This window comes from Providencia sp. PROV114, assembly GCF_032704305.1.
Lineage (GTDB): Bacteria > Pseudomonadota > Gammaproteobacteria > Enterobacterales > Enterobacteriaceae > Providencia > Providencia rettgeri.
Window position 1 is genome coordinate 1,235,822 of the sequence record NZ_CP120528.1, and the last position, 20,906, is coordinate 1,256,727.

The following is a 20,906-nucleotide window of genomic DNA, read 5'->3' on the forward strand; positions in this document are numbered from 1 at the left end:
GCTGCACGACAGTCAGTGTATTAGCGTTATTGTTGCTATAAATAAAGCTCAAATCCAGTTTCAGATAACTCTATAAAAAATATAAAACGTTCACATTGAATTTCAATAGAAATTGCACTTAATACTTAGAAATGGCACTTATAACCAAAAAAAGAGTTCTTATAAGACAATTATTTGCTCATCAAAGCTTTTCAAGCTCTTCAATGAGTATTGGAATAAGTCTAGTATATAGAAATGACATTTGTGTGAAAAAAAACGTTATTTGTTGCTTTTTATCTGATTAAGATTGGTTTTTTGGGCTGATTTTATTGAAATTAATGATGAGGCGTAGAGCAAATGGCTCACCTATGATTATAGAGAGCCATTTAGGAATAAAAATTCAATGATTAGATTTTTGGAGAATATCCATAATGGATTGCTTCTGTTTGTTCTAAATGAATTTGGGTTACTGCGGGTTGGGTATTAGCGATAACTTGGCCATCGCGAACAGAATAACGAACAGGGACTTGACGACGCACGGCATCAAAGCCATTTTCTGCAGGTAAAATTAATAAACTAGCTCGGTTTCCTTCACTCACACCATAATCTTGCAAGTTCAATGTACGTGCGCTGTATTCACTAATCAGTTTCAGCCCATCATTGATTTGCTGGTAACCCATTAATTGGCAGACATGTAACCCCATATGCAGTACTTGCAACATATTGGCTGTACCTAATGGGTACCATGGGTCAAATACATCGTCGTGACCAAAGCACACATTAATATCCGCGGCTAGCATCTCTTTCACTCGCGTAATTCCACGGCGTTTTGGATAAGTATCAAAGCGGCCTTGTAAGTGAATATTTACTAGTGGGTTAGCGACAAAGTTAATTCCAGACATTTTTAGTAGGCGAAATAAACGGGAAGTATAAGCGCCATTGTATGAATGCATTGCGGTGGTATGGCTTGCCGTGACGCGAGAACCCATCCCTTGTGCATGTGCTAACGCTGCGACTGTTTCAACAAAACGGGATTGCTCATCATCGATTTCATCACAGTGGACATCAATCAAGCGGTCATATTTTTGTGCTAAAGCAAATGTTTTATGGAGTGATTCCACGCCATACTCACGAGTAAATTCAAAATGTGGAATGGCACCAACGACGTCGGCTCCTAGGCGTAACGCTTCTTCTAACAGGGCTTCGCCATTTGGATAAGACAAAATACCTTCTTGTGGAAAAGCCACAATTTGCACATCAACCCAAGGTGCGATTTCTTGTTTTACCTCTAACATCGCTTTCAGTGCGGTTAATGTCGGATCTGACACATCCACATGAGTACGAACATGTTGAATACCATTGGCAATTTGCCATTTAAGGGTTTGCCACGCTCGATTTTTAACATCATCGTGGGTGAGCATCGCTTTACGCTCTGCCCAACGTTCGATGCCTTCAAAGAGTGTTCCTGACTGGTTCCAGCTTGGTTGCCCCGCGGTTTGAGTGGTATCCAAGTGAATGTGTGGCTCAACGAAGGGAGCCGTAACTAATCCACCTTCACCGTCTAAGCTGTCTGGTAATACTTCACCTTGAGGTTGTGGAAGAATGGCTTGAATTTTTTGATTGTCGATATCAATACGCCACAGGCCATCACGCTCAGGTAAACGGACATTATGGATATGTTTGATAGTTTGGTTAAGCACGGGTCATCTCCGAATCAGTAGTATGGCGGCGATTTAATAATGGGTTAAGGATAGCGTAACATAATGCACCGCCCAACACGGCATTGACAGGAACAATACCTGGTAACCAGTTACCTGCGATAACCCCAGCGGCAACGGCGATTAATGCACTGATGTTGACATCACGCATTTTACTGCGATCAAAGGTTTCGTAGCGGTGGCGGTACATGAGGTAGTCGGCGATGATAATTCCGCCAATAGGGGGAATAGCCGCAGATAAGAAAGTTAGCCAGCCAACAAAATTATTATATAACCACAGCGCACATAGCGTTCCAACCAGTCCATTGACAATGGATAAGGTTTTGCTGGATAAGCCGGTGATATTGGCAAACCCTAAACCTGACGCATATAGGGCGTTATCGTTAGTTGTCCAAATATTTAAACCCAAAACGATAATTGCGGGTAATAGTAAACCTTGGGCAATCATCACATCTGAGATATCTGCCATACCTAATGATGCCGCACCAGCAGCTCCAAAGATAAACATCAATGAATTACCAAGGAAAAAAGCAATAATGGCGACAAGCACCGCAATCTTAGGTTTTCGTCCGAAACGCACAAAATCAGCTGTTAATGTTCCAGCACTCACAAAAGACCCCACTACCATGGCTAAGGCAAGGTTAAAATCGATAGGTTTTGCGGGGACGACTGCCTGCAATGCACTCATTCCACCCATGTCAGTGATAGCAAGGTAGACGGAATAACTGCCGAGTATCGCAATGGCAGGAACTGCAACGATTGACAGTATAGTTAGAGCAGAAATACCGAAAAAAACCGTAACGGTCATTAAGACCCCTGAAATACCAATCAACCAGTTGATATCCCAACCCGTGGCTTTACCAACAGGAATGGCAAACATCGCAACACCGACACCAAACCAGCCGACTTGTGTGCCACCTAATAGGAAAGAGGGGAGCCATGAGCCTTTAATACCAAAGGAATAACGAGCAAGAAGGTGGGTAGTTAAGCCTGTTTTAGAACCAATAAAACCAAGAAATGCGGTGTAGATACCAAGAAGAAGATTACCGATAAGAACTGCGAGGAAGAAATCATGAAAATCAAGACCGGTACCGAGAGCGCCTCCGGTCCACATACTGGCGGAAAAGAACGTTAAACCTAGCATCACAAAGGTTAATGCAAGTCCGCCTTTCCGCGCGGATATGGGCACGGGGCCATGGCTATAATTTTTATCGTCAGGCACGATTGTCTCCAGTTATTTTTCTCAGGCCAAAAAAATCCGACGCATTTTATAGCCATCAAAATAAAAAGCAAACGTTTTCGTTGATGGTTTAAAAGAATTAATGTGTCCAGAAATAATTTAATTTATGGAATTAAAAATAGGAAAAATAAATAATTGAGGGTTTAAATTACCTTATTTTTCAGTAATTCAATGCATTCTTGTGCACCACGTTTAAGCGCATGACCTTGCAAACATACCACATGAATAGGCAGTTTGAAGCCATTTGGGGTATTTTTAAACTCAAGGGGTTTTAGTGAACCATCGTGCAATTTATCTTTAATAAGTGATAAAGGAAAATTTCCCCATCCCATACCACTTTCGACTAAACCGAGAGCTAAAGAAAAACTGTCTGTTTTCCAATAATTACTAGAAACTAGAATGCGTATATCACTCAATTCACGTTGACGACTTGCAATAATTATTTGGCGGCTTTCAACAAGGTCTTCGATATAGAGTGACGTTTTATTTTGCAAAGAGGGATGTTTAGCCGAAATGGTGGCAATAATTGATTCTTCGCCAATGTAATGAAATTGCTCTTGGGAATTAACATTTAAACCGCCAAAGACAATCGCGAGATGAATTTGTTGTTCATGTAGTAACGGTAAAAGATCATCTTGAGGTGCGGTAATCAGCTCAATATGCAGTAAAGGGTAACGCTGGCTTAAAATATGTAGAGCGTCAAAGAGTAAATTGGCATTAATACCTGCCGCAATACCAATAGTCAGCGTGCTTTCAACGCCTTGAGTCAATTCTAAAGAAAACGTATTGAGCTGCGATAAGTTAGCGACAATATGTCGTGCATAGGGGGCTAATGACAGTGCTTTTTCAGTGGGTTTAGGCTCCCGAGTGTGTCTATCAAATAGTTCAAATCCAAGTTCAGCTTCTAGATTAGCGACTGCCATACTGACCGCAGATGGCACGCGTTTTAATGCCCTAGCCGCTGCAGAAAATGAGCCTTTATCTAACACGGTGAGAAAAATCGTTAGGTTATCGCTATTAAATGGCATGATTGACCTTTCAATAAAATTGATAGAAGCTGACTTTTATTATCATTGAATAATATTTATTTTACCACCTTGTTGATAATGATATTTTTGGAGGTGGGAAAATGCAGGGGATTAAACGTAAAATTGTTTTTGTAACGGCTTATGAGGTTATTGGCTGGTTAATTTCAGCGTTGGCATTGGCTTTTCTTTCCGGTAATTCAGCGGAAACAACAGGCCCATTAGCTTTAGTCATAACGACTATTGCAGTGAGCTGGAACTTTATTTTCAATACTGCATTTGAATATTGGGAATCAAAACAAAAATCACGCATTAGAACCTTTAGGCGCCGGTTTGTACACGCTATATTATTTCAATTAACGTTAGTGATTTTTTTAATTCCTTTAATTGCATGGTGGTTATCAATTAGTCTTTTACAGGCGTTAATACTCGACTTCGCCTTAATTATTTTTATCCCAATTTATACTTTCTTTTTTAATTGGGCCTTTGATAAGATTTTTGGATTGCCTAAATCTGCCTTACCGCAAGAGAATAACGCCACATCATAAAAAAGTAAGAAAATTATCGTGTTTCCTTGCGTACTAACATTGTGCAGAAGGAAACACGAATCACACCGATTATTTTAATAACCTAGCCTTAACGGATTTCCCTTTAATTTTCCCCTGCTGTAAATGCTTGCGAGCATGTTCGGCAACCTCACGTTTGAGTGCCACATAGGCATGGGTAGGGTGGATCACAATCTTGCCAATATCGTCGCCATTGAGGCCAACTTCTCCGGTCAAGGCACCTAAAATGTCGCCGGGGCGTATTTTGGCTTTTTTACCGCCATCAAGGCATAAGGTCACCATCGTCGCTTCTAATGGAGTGACTCGTAAACCTGTTGGTTCGGCTTGCCAATTAAGCTTCATGTTTAACATTTCTTCTAGAGCATTGGCCCGCTGGGCTTCTTCTGGTGCACATAAACTAATTGCTAAACCGCTTTCACCGGCGCGTGCAGTTCGGCCGATGCGGTGAACATGCACTTCAGGATCCCATGATAATTCATAGTTAATCACCATTTCGAGGGCTTTAATATCTAACCCGCGGGATGCGACATCCGTAGCCACTAATACACGGCTACTTCCATTAGCAAAACGCACAAGAGTTTGGTCACGCTCACGCTGTTCCATATCACCATGAAGCACTAGGACACTTTGTTTGCTTGCAGTTAAGGCATCATAAACAGCTTGGCAATCTTTTTTAGTATTACAGAAAACGACGCAAGAAGCGGGCTGTTCACGGCTCAAGAGCTTTTGTAATAATGTAATTTTTTCGTGACGCGCAACTTCATAAAATTGCTGCTCAACCGCGGGAAGTTCATCAACACTATTGATTTCAATGGTTTGTGGATTATTTTGAATTTGCTGGCTAATTCGTGCAATTTCATCTGGCCAAGTAGCTGAAAATAATAATGTTTGCCTATTAATTGGTGCGTAGTCAATGATGGTTTCAATATCTGGCATAAAGCCCATATCGAGCATTCGGTCTGCTTCGTCTAAAACCAATGTTTGCAAGGCATCAAGTTGTACTGTTTCACGATTTAGATGATCAAGTAAGCGTCCCGGTGTAGCAACAATGATATGTGCTGCATGAGCAAGGGAGTCGCGTTGTACGCTAAAAGGTACACCACCGCAGAGTGTTAAAATTTTGATATTAGGGATAGCGCGAGCTAAACGGCGCAATTCATTGGCGACTTGATCTGCCAGTTCGCGAGTTGGGCATAAAACTAATGACTGAGTTTTAAATAACTTGGCATCAATATGTTGTAATAAGCCCAGACCAAAAGCAGCAGTTTTGCCGCTGCCAGTTTTAGCTTGTGCTCGAACGTCTTTACCAGCAAGGATCGGAGGAAGAGCGGCAGCTTGGATCTGCGTCATGTTTAGGTAGCCTAACTCTTGCAAGTTAGCGAGTTGTTCCGCAGAAAGCGCATTTAGGTCAGCAAATGAAGTCACAATACAATCTCAAATAGAATAAAAGGCATAATGGGGCTAATAATACTATTCCTACCTTACTCTGTCTGTTTTTAATTCGTTATTAATGTAGAACCTGGTTATCACTGATATAGTTCAAAATTAAATCAACAGGAAGTGATGAAATGGAAAATTTACAACAGCGGTTGATAACACAAGACGAGAAAAACACCTTTTTACTCTATTTTGTATCAACAACCCTTAGCACCACTAAAAAGCGGTGCTAAGAAGAGTGGATTATTCAATATTGATATTTTAGATAGGACCTAAATTTGTCATTACTGCATATATGAGAGCGACAATAGAAATGGCTATCCATGTGAAGACTAATGGCCAAATAAATCTCACCCATTGTGTATAAGGAATTTTTGCCGTTGCAAGTACAGCCATTAAAATTCCTGATGTTGGGTTAATACAGTTAACAACACCTTCTCCAAGTAATACAGTTTGCACCGTCGTTTGGCGAGTAATTTCTAATAAATCTCCCATTGGCGTGAAAATAGGTACAAGCACTGCCGCTTCACCAGAACCAGATGAAATAAAGAAGTGCATAATTGCTGCGGTTGCGAACATGGAAAGGGCAGATAAAGTCTTCGGTAAACCGTCCATCATTGAAATAATGGCATTAACGATGGTATCCAGAATCATGCCATCAGATAATACGATAGCAATCGCACGAGCCATACCAACGATAAACGCGCCGCCTACCATTCCTGCACAACCTTTTAAGAAACCAGTAGCAATGGTATTAGGCGACATACGGTTTAAAATACCCACGCCAACGCCTAAAATGATAAACATTGCCATCATCTCTTTTTCTCCCCAGCCCCACTCAACGGCACCGAAAATAAATCCGATTAAGCAGAATGCGCTATAGGAAAGGGTGATGACATGCAAAGCTGAAATTTTAGAGGTTTGGTGTTCGTCAGTATTAATTTCAATATCAGGTCGAACCATACCTTTGTTACGGCATTTTTTGGTATAAATCGTTAAAAATAAAATACCCGCGATAACAAATGCAATATAAATTGCCATTCTAAAACCGAGACCGGATAACAACGGGACGTCGGCTAAACCTTGAGATAGGCCAACTGTCATTGGTGCCATGATTGAGGCGTTAAAGCCCGAATAAGCCGCGACATAGACTAAAGCGGCACCAAATTTATCGTCCATTCCCACGGATTTAGCAACTAAAAGACCGATAGGAACAAATGCAATAATTGAGTTAACGACAATTCCTGTTGTTCCTAAAATAGAAAAAACGACAAAGAATATACTGATTAGTAAAAAGTCATTAAGCCTTTTACTGCGCGAGATATTATTGAGTACTTTTTTGATAGCCCCAGTTTCTTCAAGAAGATGTAAAGCACCTCCAGTGAAAATAATCAAAAAGATAATAGGAGCTGCTTTGATTAGACCATCGGCAATTGAGGTGAAAATTTGTCCTGGCAAAATGCCATGTTGTTCAGGTAAGCGTTCATAACTACCGGGAATGGTGTAAGAACTAGATACTTTTGTTTCTATACCATCTTTTACCATGGTGATGACTTTTGTTTCTGATGCATATTGCCCCGCGGGAACGATCCACGTCGCAATGCCTGCCAATACTAAGATAAAAAACAAAAGCACATAAGGATTTAAGCCTTCAGAACGTTTTTTAGGTGGTGTTGTTGTGTTTGTTGACATCGTTGTCATAGAGTTTCCTATTGGATTATTTTTTATTGTGTAATGCGTTGTAATACATTGAAAAATAGTTGAGCACGCTCTGTGAGCGACGGTATTTCTAAATATTCTTTATCACTGTGCTGGTAACCACCAATCGGGCCTAACCCATCTACAGTGGCAGTTCCGACACCCGCAGTAAAAGAGGCATCAGAGCCACCGCCAGTAGAAACATCGAGTAAATCAATATTTAGTTGTGCAGCTTCTTCTTTAATGATGTTGATAAGAACGGTGCTTTCATCCGTTTTAGCCATAGGTGGGCGATTAATTCCGCCGGTTAAGGTGAGTTTGATACCGTCTAATATTGGTGTACTACACACTTCCCTGACTTTTTTATCGATTTCAATACCTTGTTCTTCAGACGAGATACGAACATCGATTTCTGCTCTGGCATTCGGTGCGACAGTATTAACGGAGGTTCCGCCAGAAATTAAACCAACGTTAACGGATAGGCCTTTATCATGAGCTGAGAGTGCGTGTAGGCTTTGAATTTTATATGATAGTTCCTGAATTGCACTAATACCTGCTTCAGGTGCGATACCTGAATGTGAGGCTTTCCCTTCAATATTTAACACATAAGTCCCAACACCACGGCGAGCACTCACTATCGCGCCATTGGCACGCGCAGGTTCCATCACAAGTGCGTAGCGTTTTCCTAAAGCACATTGTTCAATGACACCGCGAGATGAAATAGAACCAATTTCTTCGTCACAATTGAGGAGAATCTCAATATTTTTATAGCGAATGTCTTGATTATCATAAAGTTGTTTCATGACTTGATATACCATGACATGACTGCCTTTCATATCAATCACGCCAGGGCCATAAGCGCGGTCACCTTCAATGCTAAAAGGACGTTCAGTAACGGTACCTTTAGGAAAAACGGTATCTAAATGCAATAAAATTAATATATCAGCCTTTGTTGATGGGTGATAAATTCGATAATTATTACCGAGTGATTCATTTTCAATGATTTCGACTTCGAACCCCATTTCGCGATATTTTTCACACCAGACAGCAGCGTGGTTATCTACACCTTCTTTGTCATAAGAACCTGATTCAATATTGACTACTTGTTTAAGTAGCGCAAGCATACTGGCTTCATGCACTGAAAAGTTATTATTCATAATTGTTTCCTTATATTGTCTCTACTACAAAATTAAGTTGTTTTTATTGTGGTAAATTTAATTTTAGGTAATATAAAAACAGAGTTTATATTAAGTTAAATTTATATAATTCAGATTTTCGCTAAATAAAACGTGGCTTTTATTAAAGATAAGAACAAAAGATAAAATTCAAATTTACTAATAATAATTGTGTTTTTTTTTGATTCTCATTGTTTGTATTGTGGAAAACTAATGCCCCAAATTTTTATGCTCAAGCGAGTCATATCACAGTAAAGGATATAACCAATATCGATACTTGATGCTTGAATCATAGGCATTTTTTGACTGTATCATAATAAATAATTTGTATACAAGATGATTCTTCACTAAAAAATTAAACCCATATAGAGAGTAATTTTACGAAGATATGTAATATGGAATACATTACTGAATTTGTTCGAGCAAATTTGAATTTATAATGAATAGTTCTGCACTAGGCTAAATTGAGATTCTTTAAGAAAAAGTGATTAGAATAATTTATAAAATATATAGTGGTCATGCATTTTTCTAATAATTTAAATAGCGGTAGCATTTCATTTATCATAGTTTGTAATAGTTATTGTACTTTTTTTAAACAAAAAATTGGGGTGATTAAATTAAAAATAACTCAATCAAATTTAGTCTCTGTGCCTATCTTATAAATAGTCCTTGAGCATATTGTTGCTTGATAGCCATTCTTTTGCGTGTTGATTTGCATTAATCGAATTGTTATAGCTTTCAAGTGATATAGCTCATTATAAGAAATAAAGTAAAAGAGAATAACTTTCTCTTATATGCCTATTGTGCAGTATAAGAAGAGGAAAAATAGGTATGAGTACTAGGGTTCATGTTAAATCAACGACAGAATATCTACTAAATAATTACATTGCGTGATGATATATTTAACTTTAATAAAACATTTATTGTTTTGTTTTAGTGGGTTATGTATTTTTTATGGATTGGTCGGTTGTGGAAGATAAACAAAATAATAATATTGTGACGGCTCGCTCATTTATGGGAAACGCATCAACATTATGAATTAAAAGGAAATTAATTCTTTAATAGAAAATTTTTCTCTTAATTTGAATAAAGACACCAATTTTTAGAAAAAATTTTCTATTTCCCTATGGCATATTCTTTTTAGCAACAAATATAAAGATATCACTTTTATTTTACTATATTGGGTTTTAGATTATGACTAAGAATATTGCTACAATTTTAATTCATGGTGGAAAGCAGCAAGATACAGTTAATCATGCTATTTTCCCTGCTATTACAACAGCCAGTACTTTTGTTCAGCAAAGTTTAACAGAGCATGGTGAATATTGTTATTCACGTTGCAGCAACCCAACGCGTTATGCATATGAAACCTTATTAGCAGAAATTGAAGGTGGAAGTTATGCAACAGCAACCTCATCCGGTGTGGCGGCTTCAAGTTTAGTCTTAAATTTATTACCAAAAGACTCGCATATTATTGCGATGAAAGGTGTTTATGGTGGAACATTTCGGTTATTTGAACGAGTTTCAACCATTAATAGCGGTCATCAAATAGATTATGTAGATTTGAATAACCTTGATGAAGTTAAAACAAAAATAAAAGAGAATACGCGTTTAATTTGGATTGAAAGCCCAACTAATCCATTATTGGAGTTAGTTGATATCAATGCGATTTGTTCACTTGCAAAAAAACATAATATTTTGACTTGTGTTGATAATACATTTGCAACAGCTTGGAACCAAAAGCCGTTAGAATTAGGTGCTGATTTAGTGATGCTATCGGCAAGTAAATATATTGGCGGTCATTCCGATTTAATTGGTGGTGCTGTGATCACCCAAAGGGAAGACTTAGCCAGCCGCCTTGATTTTCTAAAAACGACTTTAGGAGCAATTGCTTCTCCTTTTGACGCCTACCTTGCTTTACGTGGATTAAAAACATTAGCGTTACGTATGGCGGCACAATGCAGCAATGCAGCGCAAGTTGCTAGCTATTTGTCTACGCACCCGAAAGTGGAACAGGTTTATTACCCAGGATTAGCTTCACATCCTCAATATGAATTATGTAAAAAGCAAATGCGTACAGGTGGAGCAGTTGTGACAATTAAATTGAAAGGGGATATTGAAGATACTAAAACGTTTTTATCTAAAGTTAATTACTTTGTATTAGCCGAATCATTGGGTGGTGTTGAAAGCATGGTAAACCATTCGGCAACGATGTCACATGGGTCGATGACAAAAGAAGAAAGGGAAAGTATCCATGTATATGACACCACATTACGTTTATCTGTAGGTATTGAAGATATCACTGACTTATTAAATGATTTAGAAAACGCACTATCTTAATTTATTAAAATCAAAATAAAATTAAAATATAATAAGAGAGCATCTAATGAATGATTATGGAATTTGGACCATCGTCACGCCAATGGTGACGATACTTTTAGCCATTTTTACACGACAAGTTATATTATCGTTATTGCTGGGGATTATAGTTGGTTTTACCGTTATATATGACCATAATATATTATTGGGTATAAACGGAACGCTCGATGGTATTATTAATACGTTTGCATCACCGGGAAATACAAAAACTATCCTATTTATGGTAATGATTGGCGGTATTATGCGGCTAGTCGTTGTTACTGGTGGTGTGCGATCATTAGTTAAATTATTAACAAATAAAACAAGGTTAATTAAAAATAAAAAAGCTGTTCAATTAATGGCGATGATTATTACATCATTAATTTTTATTGAAAGTTCAATTAACCAATTAATTGCTGGAGCATCAACAAAAACATTAGCGAAGAAATACGGTGTTTCGCCAGAAAAAATGTCCTATATTGTACAAACTTCCTGCGTATCAGTTTGTTCATCAGCCATGATTAACGGCTGGGGAGCGGCAATGATGGGTGTTATTGGTGTACAAATATCTAAAGGTTTAATTACTGGAGAGCCATTTGAAATTTTAGCAGGCTCAATGGTATTTAATATCATGGCGTGGTTTTCTTTAGCTTCAGTATTATTTTATATTTTCTCCAATGTTTCTTGGGGACCAATGAAAAAAGCGGATTTACGCGCAGAGCAGCAAGCTTTAACTTTATTGTCTGCTGAAGAAACTGAGCAGGATGATGAAGATATTATTGAGCATCCTAATTGCCATACCTCTCTTAACTTTTTTATTCCAATTTTATCAACAGTATTAATGGTACCTATTGCGCTTTATATCACTGGTAATGGTGATTTTAGTAAAGGTAGTGGCTCAACATCGGTATATTGGGGAGTCATGTTTGGAACTTTAGTCTCTTTTGTGTGGTTCTTAGCGCGTCGTGTGCTTAATATTGAGACTTTCTTTAAAGAGTTATACATCGGCTATGCCAGCATGGTAAAAATTAGTTCAGTGATGATCCTCGCTTTTTTAATGGGAACCGTTTCTTCAGATTTAAACACTGGTGCTTATATAGCTGAAATTACCTCTGGTGTCATTTCACCGGCTTTCTCAATCGGTTTTATATTTTTAATTAGTGCGGTGATGTCATTAGCAACTGGAACATCGTGGGGGACATTTGCGATTATGATCCCAATCGGTGTGCAATTAGGGCTTTCAGTCGGAATGCCTGTTGAATATATGATTGGTGCCGCAATAGCAGGTTCAATTTATGGGGATATGACATCACCCATTTCCAGTGATGCGATTGTGGCCTCTATGGCAACAGATTGTGACCATATTGAGCATATTCGTACCCAAATGCCTTATGCCACGGTGACTGCCGCTTTTGCGCTGATGGTTTATCTCTATTTAGGTTTCACATATTAATAAGGTGAATAATATAATGAGCATTAAACAACGATTAGCTGCAATAAATAAAATAGATCTACTTCAAGGACCAACACCGTTAGCAAAATTAAATAATCTTTCAGAATATTTAGGCCGTGATATTTATATTAAGCGTGACGATATGACCCCCCTAGCAATGGGGGGCAATAAACTGCGAAAATTGGAATATATTATTGCAGATGCGATACAAAAAAAGTCTAAGGTGATTGTTACGGCAGGGGCTATTCAATCAAACCATGTTCGCCAAACAGCTGCAATAGCATCAATGTATGGTCTGGAATGTGTCGCATTATTAGAAAACCCATTACAGAGTTTGAATTCATTATTTTTAACAAATGGTAATAAACAACTGACAGATTTATTTAATGCCCGCTGTTATTTTTGTGATGAGTTAACCGACCCAAGCTTACAAATGCAAGCGTTAGTTGAATCCCTTAGATTGCAAGATGCTTATATTGTACCTATTGGTGGTTCTAATGCTTTAGGGTCATTAGGTTATGTTAATTGTGCATTAGAAGTTGCCGAGCAGACTCCTAAAGATATTGAATTTGCCGCAGTTATTGTTGCTTCTGGTAGCGCAGGAACGCATGCAGGGCTAGCTATGGGATTACAATCGGTATTTCCTCAAACTCCAGTGATAGGTGTTACCGTTTCAAGAACAGTTGCGCAGCAACAACCTAAGGTAGAAACCTTACAGCAGGAAATTGGTAAATTATTAAACCTGACAGATTTTCCTAAAGTGAATCTGTGGGATCAGTATTTTTCACCTTGCTATGGTCAGCCGAATAACAAGGGCCAACAAGCCATTGAGCTATTAGCTCAAAAAGAAGGAATACTACTTGACCCTGTGTATACCGGTAAAGCCATGGCGGGTTTAGTTGATCATATTTTAAAAGAAAGTATTGATGGCAATCAGCCATTACTTTTTATTCATACTGGCGGAGCACCCGCTATTTTTGCTTATTCTGAAATCAATGTAGCAACGATTAAATAGACTTTTGATAATGCGATTTACTTATGAAAATTAATACCAAGGTTATTCATGGTTACCCCATGACAGATAAATATACCGGAAGTTCTTCTATTCCGTTATATCAATCATCCACATTTTCACAAGCCAATATTGAGGAAAGTTACGACCATATTTATTCGCGTTTTTCCAATCCAACAAGAGATGCATTAAGTGAGGCAATTTGCGCGATTGAAAACGCGAAATTTGCTGAGATTTTTTCATCAGGAATGGCAGCAATAAGCGCAGTATTACTTAATTTTAGCCAGGGTGACCATATTGTTGCTTGCAAAAATATTTACGGTGGTTCTTTCCAGTTAATGACTGAATTTCTGCCTCGTTATGGCATTTCAGTGACATTTGTTGATGCGACTAACCCAATGAACTATCAGCAAGCAATAACGGAGAATACCAAAGCGTTTTATATTGAAACGCCATCTAACCCCACATTACAAGTGACTGATTTAAAATCTGTTATTGAAATTGCGCAACAGCATAATATTATTACCATCTGTGACAATACCTTTATGACGCCATTGTTATCAGATGTTATCTCTCTTGGAATTGATTTTTCTATTAATAGTGCGACTAAATTTATAAATGGCCATAGTGATGTGATCTTGGGGACAGTAGCAACGAATAACCCTGAATATGCGAGGTGGTTACATAAGTCTGCGGTGGCTATTGGCAGTATTGCAGCTCCATTTGATAGCTGGCTGACGATGCGTGGTTTAAAATCAATGGCAATGCGAGTTGAACGAGCTAGTGAAAATGCGCAAAAGCTTGCAGAATATCTGAATGAGCACCCAAAAGTACAACGCGTTTTTTATCCGGGGTTAGCTTCACACCCAAACCATATGATTCATATGCAACAGTCCAAAAATGGCGGAATGGTGGTTTCCTTTGATTTGGGTAGCTATGACAATGTAAAACAATTTTTAGAAGCAATTCGTATTCCACTCGTTGCGGTCAGCTTAGGGGGAATTGAATCAATTATTTCCTACCCTAAAATGATGTCTCATGCGTGTATCCCTGAAGAGGAAAGATTACTGCAAGGCGTAACGGATGGATTATTGCGGTTCTCATTGGGCTGTGAAGATATAGATGATTTACTCGCTGATGCCGATTTTGCTTTATCGCAGGTACAGTAATTAGGCCATTAGTAACGCATTTTTACTTCTGAGTGATACCTACCACACACCTAAAAAACGCCCATAATATTTTAAGCCCTCTAAATAGTCTGATTTATTTAGAGGGTTTTTACTTCACAAAATGCTTATTTGAACGATATAAAACTAAAGACAAAGCTCTTTATTCGCTGGGGTTAATTGAGCGCTTTGTTGGATATGTCTTAAAGTTTCTGTCGCCAGCAGCGCAGTGGCTTCATAAAAAGCATTCCCGCTTTGCAATTGCATTTTTTCTAAATAGCGATATACCCAAGGTAAAAAATGTATTTCTAGTAATTCACGTAACAGTTCTGGTTTATTTTCAATCACCCAGGCAGTGAGAAGAAATATTAGCCCCACATGATCTTCGGGTTCTTTTTGATTTAATTCAATATTGATTTGGTTATTACGAAGCCATGCTCTTAATTCAAGTGTCGAAATACCAAAAATAACATTTTCTTTATCAAGATAAACAGAACCCCAAGGTGGTGCAGGTAATGCATAAGGGCCAATAAATAAGCGCTGGTAGGCTTCTTGTAAAGTTTCTGATTCAGAAAGACTATCTTGAAAAAGTTTATCAATACGTTGGCAATCATAATCCTGAGTAAATGGCCACTCAGCTAACCATTCGCTCGTCGTAAATAAATCAATTAGTTTATTTACGCGTGCATCAGAAGGGTCATAATAAAATAATGCCCCCAAAGTTTGCGCGCAAAGCGAAAAATCTGCCAATAATTTTTGTTCCATATTTGTCCACTTGCTATGTTGATGATGACGCTTTGGTGCGATCGTAGCGAAACATGCGATTGTTGTCGATGATAAGAAGGTAATTAGCCCCCTTATCATCGTAAAAACAATGGAATAGTCGTTATCCGGCGATAGCCATACCTACCGTCATATGTAGCCCGTAGAAAATGCCTCTACCAATCAATTCACCAAAAATCACCAATAATACGGCGACTAATAGCCCGATAATTGAAGGGTTTTTCATTTTAACATGTGGGTAAATCCAGAAAGCTAGCCCTAATGTTAAGCAAACAGTACGCCAACCCATCAGTGAGGCATAATCTGGAACAAGCTCTGATGCTTTCTGTACAGAGCTTTGGATAGAGCCTAATTCAAACCCCTGTGCCGTCACCAAAATACTACTCGCAACCACTGCAACAATACTGATTAATGTAAAGAAACGGACGTTATTGATATCATAGCTTGCTATGCGTAATAAAAATGCGGCAAGAACAGGCCCTGCAATAAAGCTGGTTAGGATAAATTGCAAACTACCATAGTGATTAAACCAAGTTGGGACGGTATCAATTTGGTAAACGCGGGATATGGCATAAATAAATATTGCCGCAAAAATGATAGTGATAATTAACCAAATAGTACCAATAGACTTAGGCATTTTTTTCAATAATGACAGTAACCAATATACCCCACCTAAGGCGAAGAATATTGAACCACTGACTATTTCGTTACTAAGAGCGGAATGACCAACACGTATCATTGAATTGAATGCACGCATCGGCGAGCCCATATGCAGCATGGAAAGTAAAAAGCCAATTCCCATTAACGCCCATAAACCAAACATGCTCATCACTATTTTATGATGCTGCTCTTGCAAGGGTTTCATTAACAATACCAGAGCCATGAGAATAAATGCACCGGCAACACTTTGACCTATAACGGTGAAGAAGATTAACGGATATTCATGTAAGCCTGCGCCCATTTTAAACTTCCTCCGGATTCGCTAAATAACCTGTGGTGTCACCAACAGGACGGCAATTTGCATTGAGATTTAACACAATATTGGGTTTGGTATAATGTGCAGCGGGTAGAGGTGCTATCTCATTGATTGTGCCGTATTTTGCACGTAGCTCTTCAATGGGCCCAAAATCTAATGCACGTAGCGGGCAAGACTCAACACAAATGGGTTTTTTGCCTTCAGCCACACGTTCATAGCAGCCATCACATTTAGTCATATGCCCTTTAACTGCATCAAACTGAGGCGCACTATAAGGACATGCCATATGGCAATAACGGCAACCAATACAAACACTTTCATCGACAATGACAAAGCCGTCCTCACGTTTGTGCATCGCGCCACTTGGACAAACTTTAACGCAAGCAGGGTCCTCACAATGGTTGCATGAAATGGAAAGATAATAAGAGAATACATTTTGATGCCATGCACCATCTTGCTCTGTCCAGTCGCCGCCTGCATATTCATAAATACGACGGAAATGAACATCAGCGGATAAGTTTTTAAAATCTTTACAGGCGAGTTCGCACGTTTTGCAGCCCGTACAGCGTTGTGTATCAATATAAAAACCATATTGTTGTGACATACCGGGCTCCTTATAGTTTTGCAATTTCAACTAAGTTAGTATGCTGAGGATTCCCCTTAGCAAGCGGTGAAGGGCGTTGAGTCGTGAGGACATTAATACACCCGCCTTGGTCTACTTTTTTGCCAAACATATCGGCATCTAACCAAGCCCCTTGGCCCATAGCAGTCACGCCTGGCATGATCCGTGGTGTCACTTTCGCTGGAATATGAACTTCACCTCGGTCATTGAAAACCTTGACCATATCACCCTGTTTAATACCACGTGCTTTGGCATCTATAGGGTTAATCCATATTTCTTGGCGACAAGCTTGTTTTAAGATATCAATGTTGCCATAACTTGAGTGTGTTCTGGCTTTATAGTGAAACCCTGTCATTTGTAATGGGTATTTTTTATTAAGACTATCGGTATGGCTTTCAAAGCCTTCGGTATAAATTGGCAGCGGGTCAATCACATCATCTGGTGCTAATTGCCATGTTTTTGCTATTTCAGCTAGGCTTTCTGAGTAAATTTCTATTTTTCCTGAAGGCGTCTTCAGTGGATTAGCTTGAGGGTTATCTCGGAAGGCTTTAAATCCAATGACATGCTCATCTGGGCATTTGTGCTTGAAAATACCCACGGTTTTCATTTCTTCATAAGTTGGCATATCAGGGAAGCGCTCGCGGCTTTTTTCACATAAATATTTAACCCATTCGTGTTGGGTGCGGCCTTCGGTAAATTTCTGTTCGACATCAGGGCCTAAGCGTTTAGCTATTTCTGACAAAATTTCATAGATGGGCTTACGCTCAAATTTAGCGCTAGTGGCTGGTTGGCCTAAGATCATGTACGACATGTTTCCTGCGGACTCGCTAGGAATAAGATCTTCTTGTTCGGTAGGCATTAAATCAGGTAGTAAAATATCGCAATATTTTGCAGAGGCCGTCATGAAGTGGTCGATGCCGACAATCATTTCGCATTTGCTGTCATCTTGTAAAATTTCATGGGTGCGAGCGATATCACTATGCTGATTTATCAATGTATTACTGGCATAGCACCATAAAAATTTAATGGGAACATCTAATTTATCTTTCCCTTTGATACCATCATGAATATCTGTCATTTCGGTACCGCGTTCGATGGCATCAGTCCATGTGAAAACAGAAATCTGAGTTTTTACTGGGTTATCGAGCATCGGGAACCATTCAACACCGGAATCATAAGTACCTTCACGACAGCCTGAATTTCCACCACTAATGCCAACATTACCGGTAATAATGGCTAACATGGCAATTGCTCGAACCGTTTGCTCACCATTTGAATGACGTTGAGGTCCCCAACCTTGAACAATATAAGCGGGTTTTGCTTGGCCTATTTCACGGGCTAACTTAATGATTTTATCTGCTGGGATACCTGTAATTTTAGCGGCCCACTGTGGTGTTTTAGCAATACCATCAGCACCTTGGCCTAAAATATACGCTTTATAGTGACCATTTTTAGGTGCCGAAGCTGGCAAGGTTTTTTCGTCATAGCCGATACAGTATTTATCGACAAATTCTTGGTCGACCATATCCTCAGTAATAATCACGTAAGCCAATGCGGCAGCAAGTGCACCATCAGTACCAGGACGAATAGGTAACCATTCATCTTCTCTACCAGAAGCAGTGTCATTATAACGAGGGTCAATGACTATCATGCGCGCATTTGAACGTTCGCGCGCTTGTTCGACATAATAAGTGACACCTCCGCCACTCATACGAGTTTCGGCAGGGTTATTACCAAACATCACAACTAGTTTTGTATTTGCAATATCATCGGGGCTATTTGCTTCTTGGGAGCCGTATAGGTAATTCATACCTGCACGAATTTGTGCAGTACTATAACTGCCGTAGCGGCTCAGGAAACCACCACATGAATTCATTAAGCGATAAGGAACATTTGAGTTGGTGATATTACCGCCATCAACGCCAGTACCATATAAAACGTGAACGGCTTCATTACCATAATTTTTTAGAATATCGCGTAAGCTATTACCAACAGTATCAAGGGCTTCTTCCCATGAAATTCGGACAAATTTGCCTTCACCACGTTTACCCACACGTTTCATTGGGTATTTCAATCTATCTGGGTGATTCATTCTTCTGCGGATTGAGCGACCACGCAGGCAAGCTCTGACTTGATGATTACCATATTCATCTTTTCCCGTGGTATCAGATTCAACCCAATATACCTCATCGTCACGCACATGGAGGCGTAATAGGCAACGGCTACCACAATTAACGGTACATGAACTCCAAACGGCTTTTTCTTCAGGGGATGTTGAGTTTTGAGAGGTATCGATTGCTTTTGCATTAAAAGGAAGTGATAAACCGCCAACTGCAGCAAATAAACCGCCAGCAGCGCCAGATTTCACGACATTGCGCCTTGAGATAGGGCTATTTAATAATTTATTTTTTGTATTCATTGATATTAGCCTTTATGACCATATTAAATATAGTGTTATTCAGGGGCTATCTTACTCTGACATATTTAGTTTTTTTTGCGCCATATCAACGAAGTTATATTTGCAAAACTGGTAACTTTTTTATAATAAATAAATATTAATGATAATTGATATCATTATAACGTTATGAATAAAAACAGGTTTTATTTTTATTGCTCGTGTCTAAAAATTTAGAAATGTTAATATTGAGTTTTGTAGAGAAAATATTTCTCTCGGTAAGGCCATTTTCGGAAAATAGGGAGAAGACTTTTAGTCATATAGTTGGAAAATAATAATAAATTTCTCTAGGAGCATTGATTGTTCTGAAAAAACAATAAAATTTATTATTATTTTTTGGAATGAAAAATAAATACAGAATAACTAACTATAAAGTGAACATCTAATATCCAATTAAGGTGTACTTTTTTATTGAAAATAATTGTTATTATCAGTGTTGGTTAATTAAATTCAATATTGAGAGTGATAGATTGAGCAAAACCTGCTGGTGGCTTACCGACAGAGCGGCTTTTTTGTACTGCAAGTAAAGCGGCTTGATCTAATAAATCATTTCCTGAACTGCTTGCTAAGCGAATTAAACTAATTTCTCCGGTTTGGCTTAATTGAAATTGAATAGTTGCGATACCACGGTTTTTCATTTTTTTTGCGCGGCGAGGGTATTGCTTGTTTCGCTCAACTTCTTGGCGCAGTTTTTCTCGATAGGCATTAATTAGTTGGCTATTAGTGTCACTAGTCGCATGTTGGTTTTTGGGGCCTTTAATTCCTGCTGATTGAGAAGAAACAAGGTCACCGGCTTTTTGTTGTTGTGCGATTGGCAAATCATTTTTAATTTCGGAATCAGCTTGTTTGCTGGGGTTTTCAGTTCTTTTAGTGAGTTCTTTGGGTTTTACGGGTTCTTTTTGTGTTTTGATCACCTTTTTTTGCTTTTTAGGCACAACAACGGCGGCATTTTCAATAATTGGGCTGGGTTCTATTTTTACCTCACTAGGGAGTTCTATCGGTTGAAGGAGCTCTTCAGGTTCTGCAACGTTAACCGCTTGAGTTAATGCGATCGATATAATCGGCGCATCCTGTTGTGCTTGGTTTTTTAAGGATAATGATTGAGCCGTAACATAGGTTAAGTACCCAATAACAAGAATATGCAGGGTTATGGATAGCGTAAAAGTGATTAATTTTCGACTCATCATAAGACCTCAATATTCTTTCTTGTTGAACCTAAAGAGGGTAGACCAAAACAGGTCTT

General features: G+C 38.8%; 16 protein-coding genes. 5 read left to right on the forward strand and 11 right to left on the reverse strand.

The window, feature by feature from the left end; all coding sequences use genetic code 11:
- Positions 1 to 386: 386 nt before the first annotated feature.
- From P3L37_RS05305 to P3L37_RS05315, 3 genes are all read right to left on the reverse strand, one after another.
- A complete protein-coding gene (locus P3L37_RS05305) occupies positions 387 to 1,679 on the reverse strand; it encodes a cytosine deaminase (protein WP_004913433.1) in 1,293 nt (430 codons plus the stop codon).
- Positions 1,672 to 2,919, reverse strand: coding sequence for a cytosine permease (gene codB / locus P3L37_RS05310; protein ID WP_109912731.1), 1,248 nt, complete (start codon positions 2,917 to 2,919; stop codon positions 1,672 to 1,674). The genes P3L37_RS05305 and codB overlap by 8 nt, the downstream gene beginning before the upstream one ends.
- A 161-nt stretch (positions 2,920 to 3,080) precedes the next feature.
- A complete protein-coding gene (locus P3L37_RS05315) occupies positions 3,081 to 3,965 on the reverse strand; it encodes a LysR family transcriptional regulator (RefSeq protein ID WP_004913429.1) in 885 nt (294 codons plus the stop codon).
- Between the two features lie 101 nt (positions 3,966 to 4,066).
- On the opposite strand from P3L37_RS05315, the gene P3L37_RS05320 reads away from it, so the two are divergent.
- The gene (locus P3L37_RS05320; RefSeq protein WP_004262335.1) at positions 4,067 to 4,510 is read left to right on the forward strand and encodes a PACE efflux transporter; all 444 of its coding nucleotides are present in this window, start codon (positions 4,067 to 4,069) and stop codon (positions 4,508 to 4,510) included.
- Positions 4,511 to 4,579: 69 nt separating this feature from the next.
- Here P3L37_RS05320 and dbpA read toward each other — a convergent pair whose 3' ends face one another.
- From dbpA to P3L37_RS05335, 3 genes are all read right to left on the reverse strand, one after another.
- Positions 4,580 to 5,953 (reverse strand): ATP-dependent RNA helicase DbpA, encoded by a 1,374-nt coding sequence (gene dbpA, locus P3L37_RS05325; RefSeq protein WP_110732119.1) that lies wholly within the window; start codon positions 5,951 to 5,953, stop codon positions 4,580 to 4,582.
- A 273-nt stretch (positions 5,954 to 6,226) separates the two neighbouring features.
- Complete coding sequence (locus tag P3L37_RS05330) at positions 6,227 to 7,666, reverse strand: YfcC family protein (RefSeq protein ID WP_004913421.1); 1,440 nt, start codon at positions 7,664 to 7,666, stop codon at positions 6,227 to 6,229.
- Between the two features lie 23 nt (positions 7,667 to 7,689).
- On the reverse strand, positions 7,690 to 8,820 hold the full coding sequence (locus tag P3L37_RS05335) for a M20 family metallopeptidase (protein WP_004913419.1): 1,131 nt from the start codon (positions 8,818 to 8,820) through the stop codon (positions 7,690 to 7,692).
- Between the two features lie 1,212 nt (positions 8,821 to 10,032).
- Here P3L37_RS05335 and P3L37_RS05340 point away from each other — a divergent pair.
- Genes P3L37_RS05340 through P3L37_RS05355 form a run of 4 tightly spaced genes read left to right on the forward strand, consistent with a single transcriptional unit; the run spans position 10,033 to position 14,830 of the window.
- Positions 10,033 to 11,178 carry a trans-sulfuration enzyme family protein gene (locus P3L37_RS05340; protein ID WP_109912728.1) on the forward strand — a complete coding sequence of 382 codons (1,146 nt, stop codon included), beginning with the start codon at positions 10,033 to 10,035 and terminating at the stop codon, positions 11,176 to 11,178.
- A 46-nt stretch (positions 11,179 to 11,224) separates the two neighbouring features.
- Entirely contained in the window at positions 11,225 to 12,649 is a 1,425-nt protein-coding gene (locus P3L37_RS05345) for a Na+/H+ antiporter NhaC family protein (protein ID WP_109912727.1), read from the forward strand.
- 16 nt (positions 12,650 to 12,665) lie between these two features.
- A complete protein-coding gene (locus tag P3L37_RS05350) occupies positions 12,666 to 13,664 on the forward strand; it encodes a D-cysteine desulfhydrase (protein WP_109912726.1) in 999 nt (332 codons plus the stop codon).
- Positions 13,665 to 13,687: 23 nt separating this feature from the next.
- Positions 13,688 to 14,830 (forward strand): trans-sulfuration enzyme family protein, encoded by a 1,143-nt coding sequence (locus P3L37_RS05355; RefSeq protein WP_004913408.1) that lies wholly within the window; start codon positions 13,688 to 13,690, stop codon positions 14,828 to 14,830.
- A gap of 144 nt (positions 14,831 to 14,974) precedes the next feature.
- Here the strand turns inward: P3L37_RS05355 and dmsD are convergent, their stop codons facing one another.
- The 5 genes from dmsD to P3L37_RS05380 all read right to left on the reverse strand — a co-directional run bounded on the left by dmsD (position 14,975) and on the right by P3L37_RS05380 (position 20,850).
- Complete coding sequence (gene dmsD / locus P3L37_RS05360) at positions 14,975 to 15,592, reverse strand: Tat proofreading chaperone DmsD (protein ID WP_004913405.1); 618 nt, start codon at positions 15,590 to 15,592, stop codon at positions 14,975 to 14,977.
- A 121-nt stretch (positions 15,593 to 15,713) separates the two neighbouring features.
- Positions 15,714 to 16,571: a DmsC/YnfH family molybdoenzyme membrane anchor subunit gene (locus P3L37_RS05365; protein WP_109912725.1), complete on the reverse strand. Its 858-nt coding sequence runs from the start codon at positions 16,569 to 16,571 to the stop codon at positions 15,714 to 15,716.
- 1 nt (position 16,572) lies between these two features.
- A complete protein-coding gene (locus P3L37_RS05370) occupies positions 16,573 to 17,190 on the reverse strand; it encodes a DMSO/selenate family reductase complex B subunit (RefSeq protein ID WP_004913401.1) in 618 nt (205 codons plus the stop codon).
- Between the two features lie 10 nt (positions 17,191 to 17,200).
- On the reverse strand, positions 17,201 to 19,627 hold the full coding sequence (gene ynfF / locus P3L37_RS05375; protein WP_147318183.1) for a selenate/tellurate reductase subunit YnfF: 2,427 nt from the start codon (positions 19,625 to 19,627) through the stop codon (positions 17,201 to 17,203).
- A 476-nt stretch (positions 19,628 to 20,103) separates the two neighbouring features.
- Positions 20,104 to 20,850 carry an energy transducer TonB gene (locus tag P3L37_RS05380; RefSeq protein ID WP_109912723.1) on the reverse strand — a complete coding sequence of 249 codons (747 nt, stop codon included), beginning with the start codon at positions 20,848 to 20,850 and terminating at the stop codon, positions 20,104 to 20,106.
- Positions 20,851 to 20,906 lie beyond the last annotated feature (56 nt).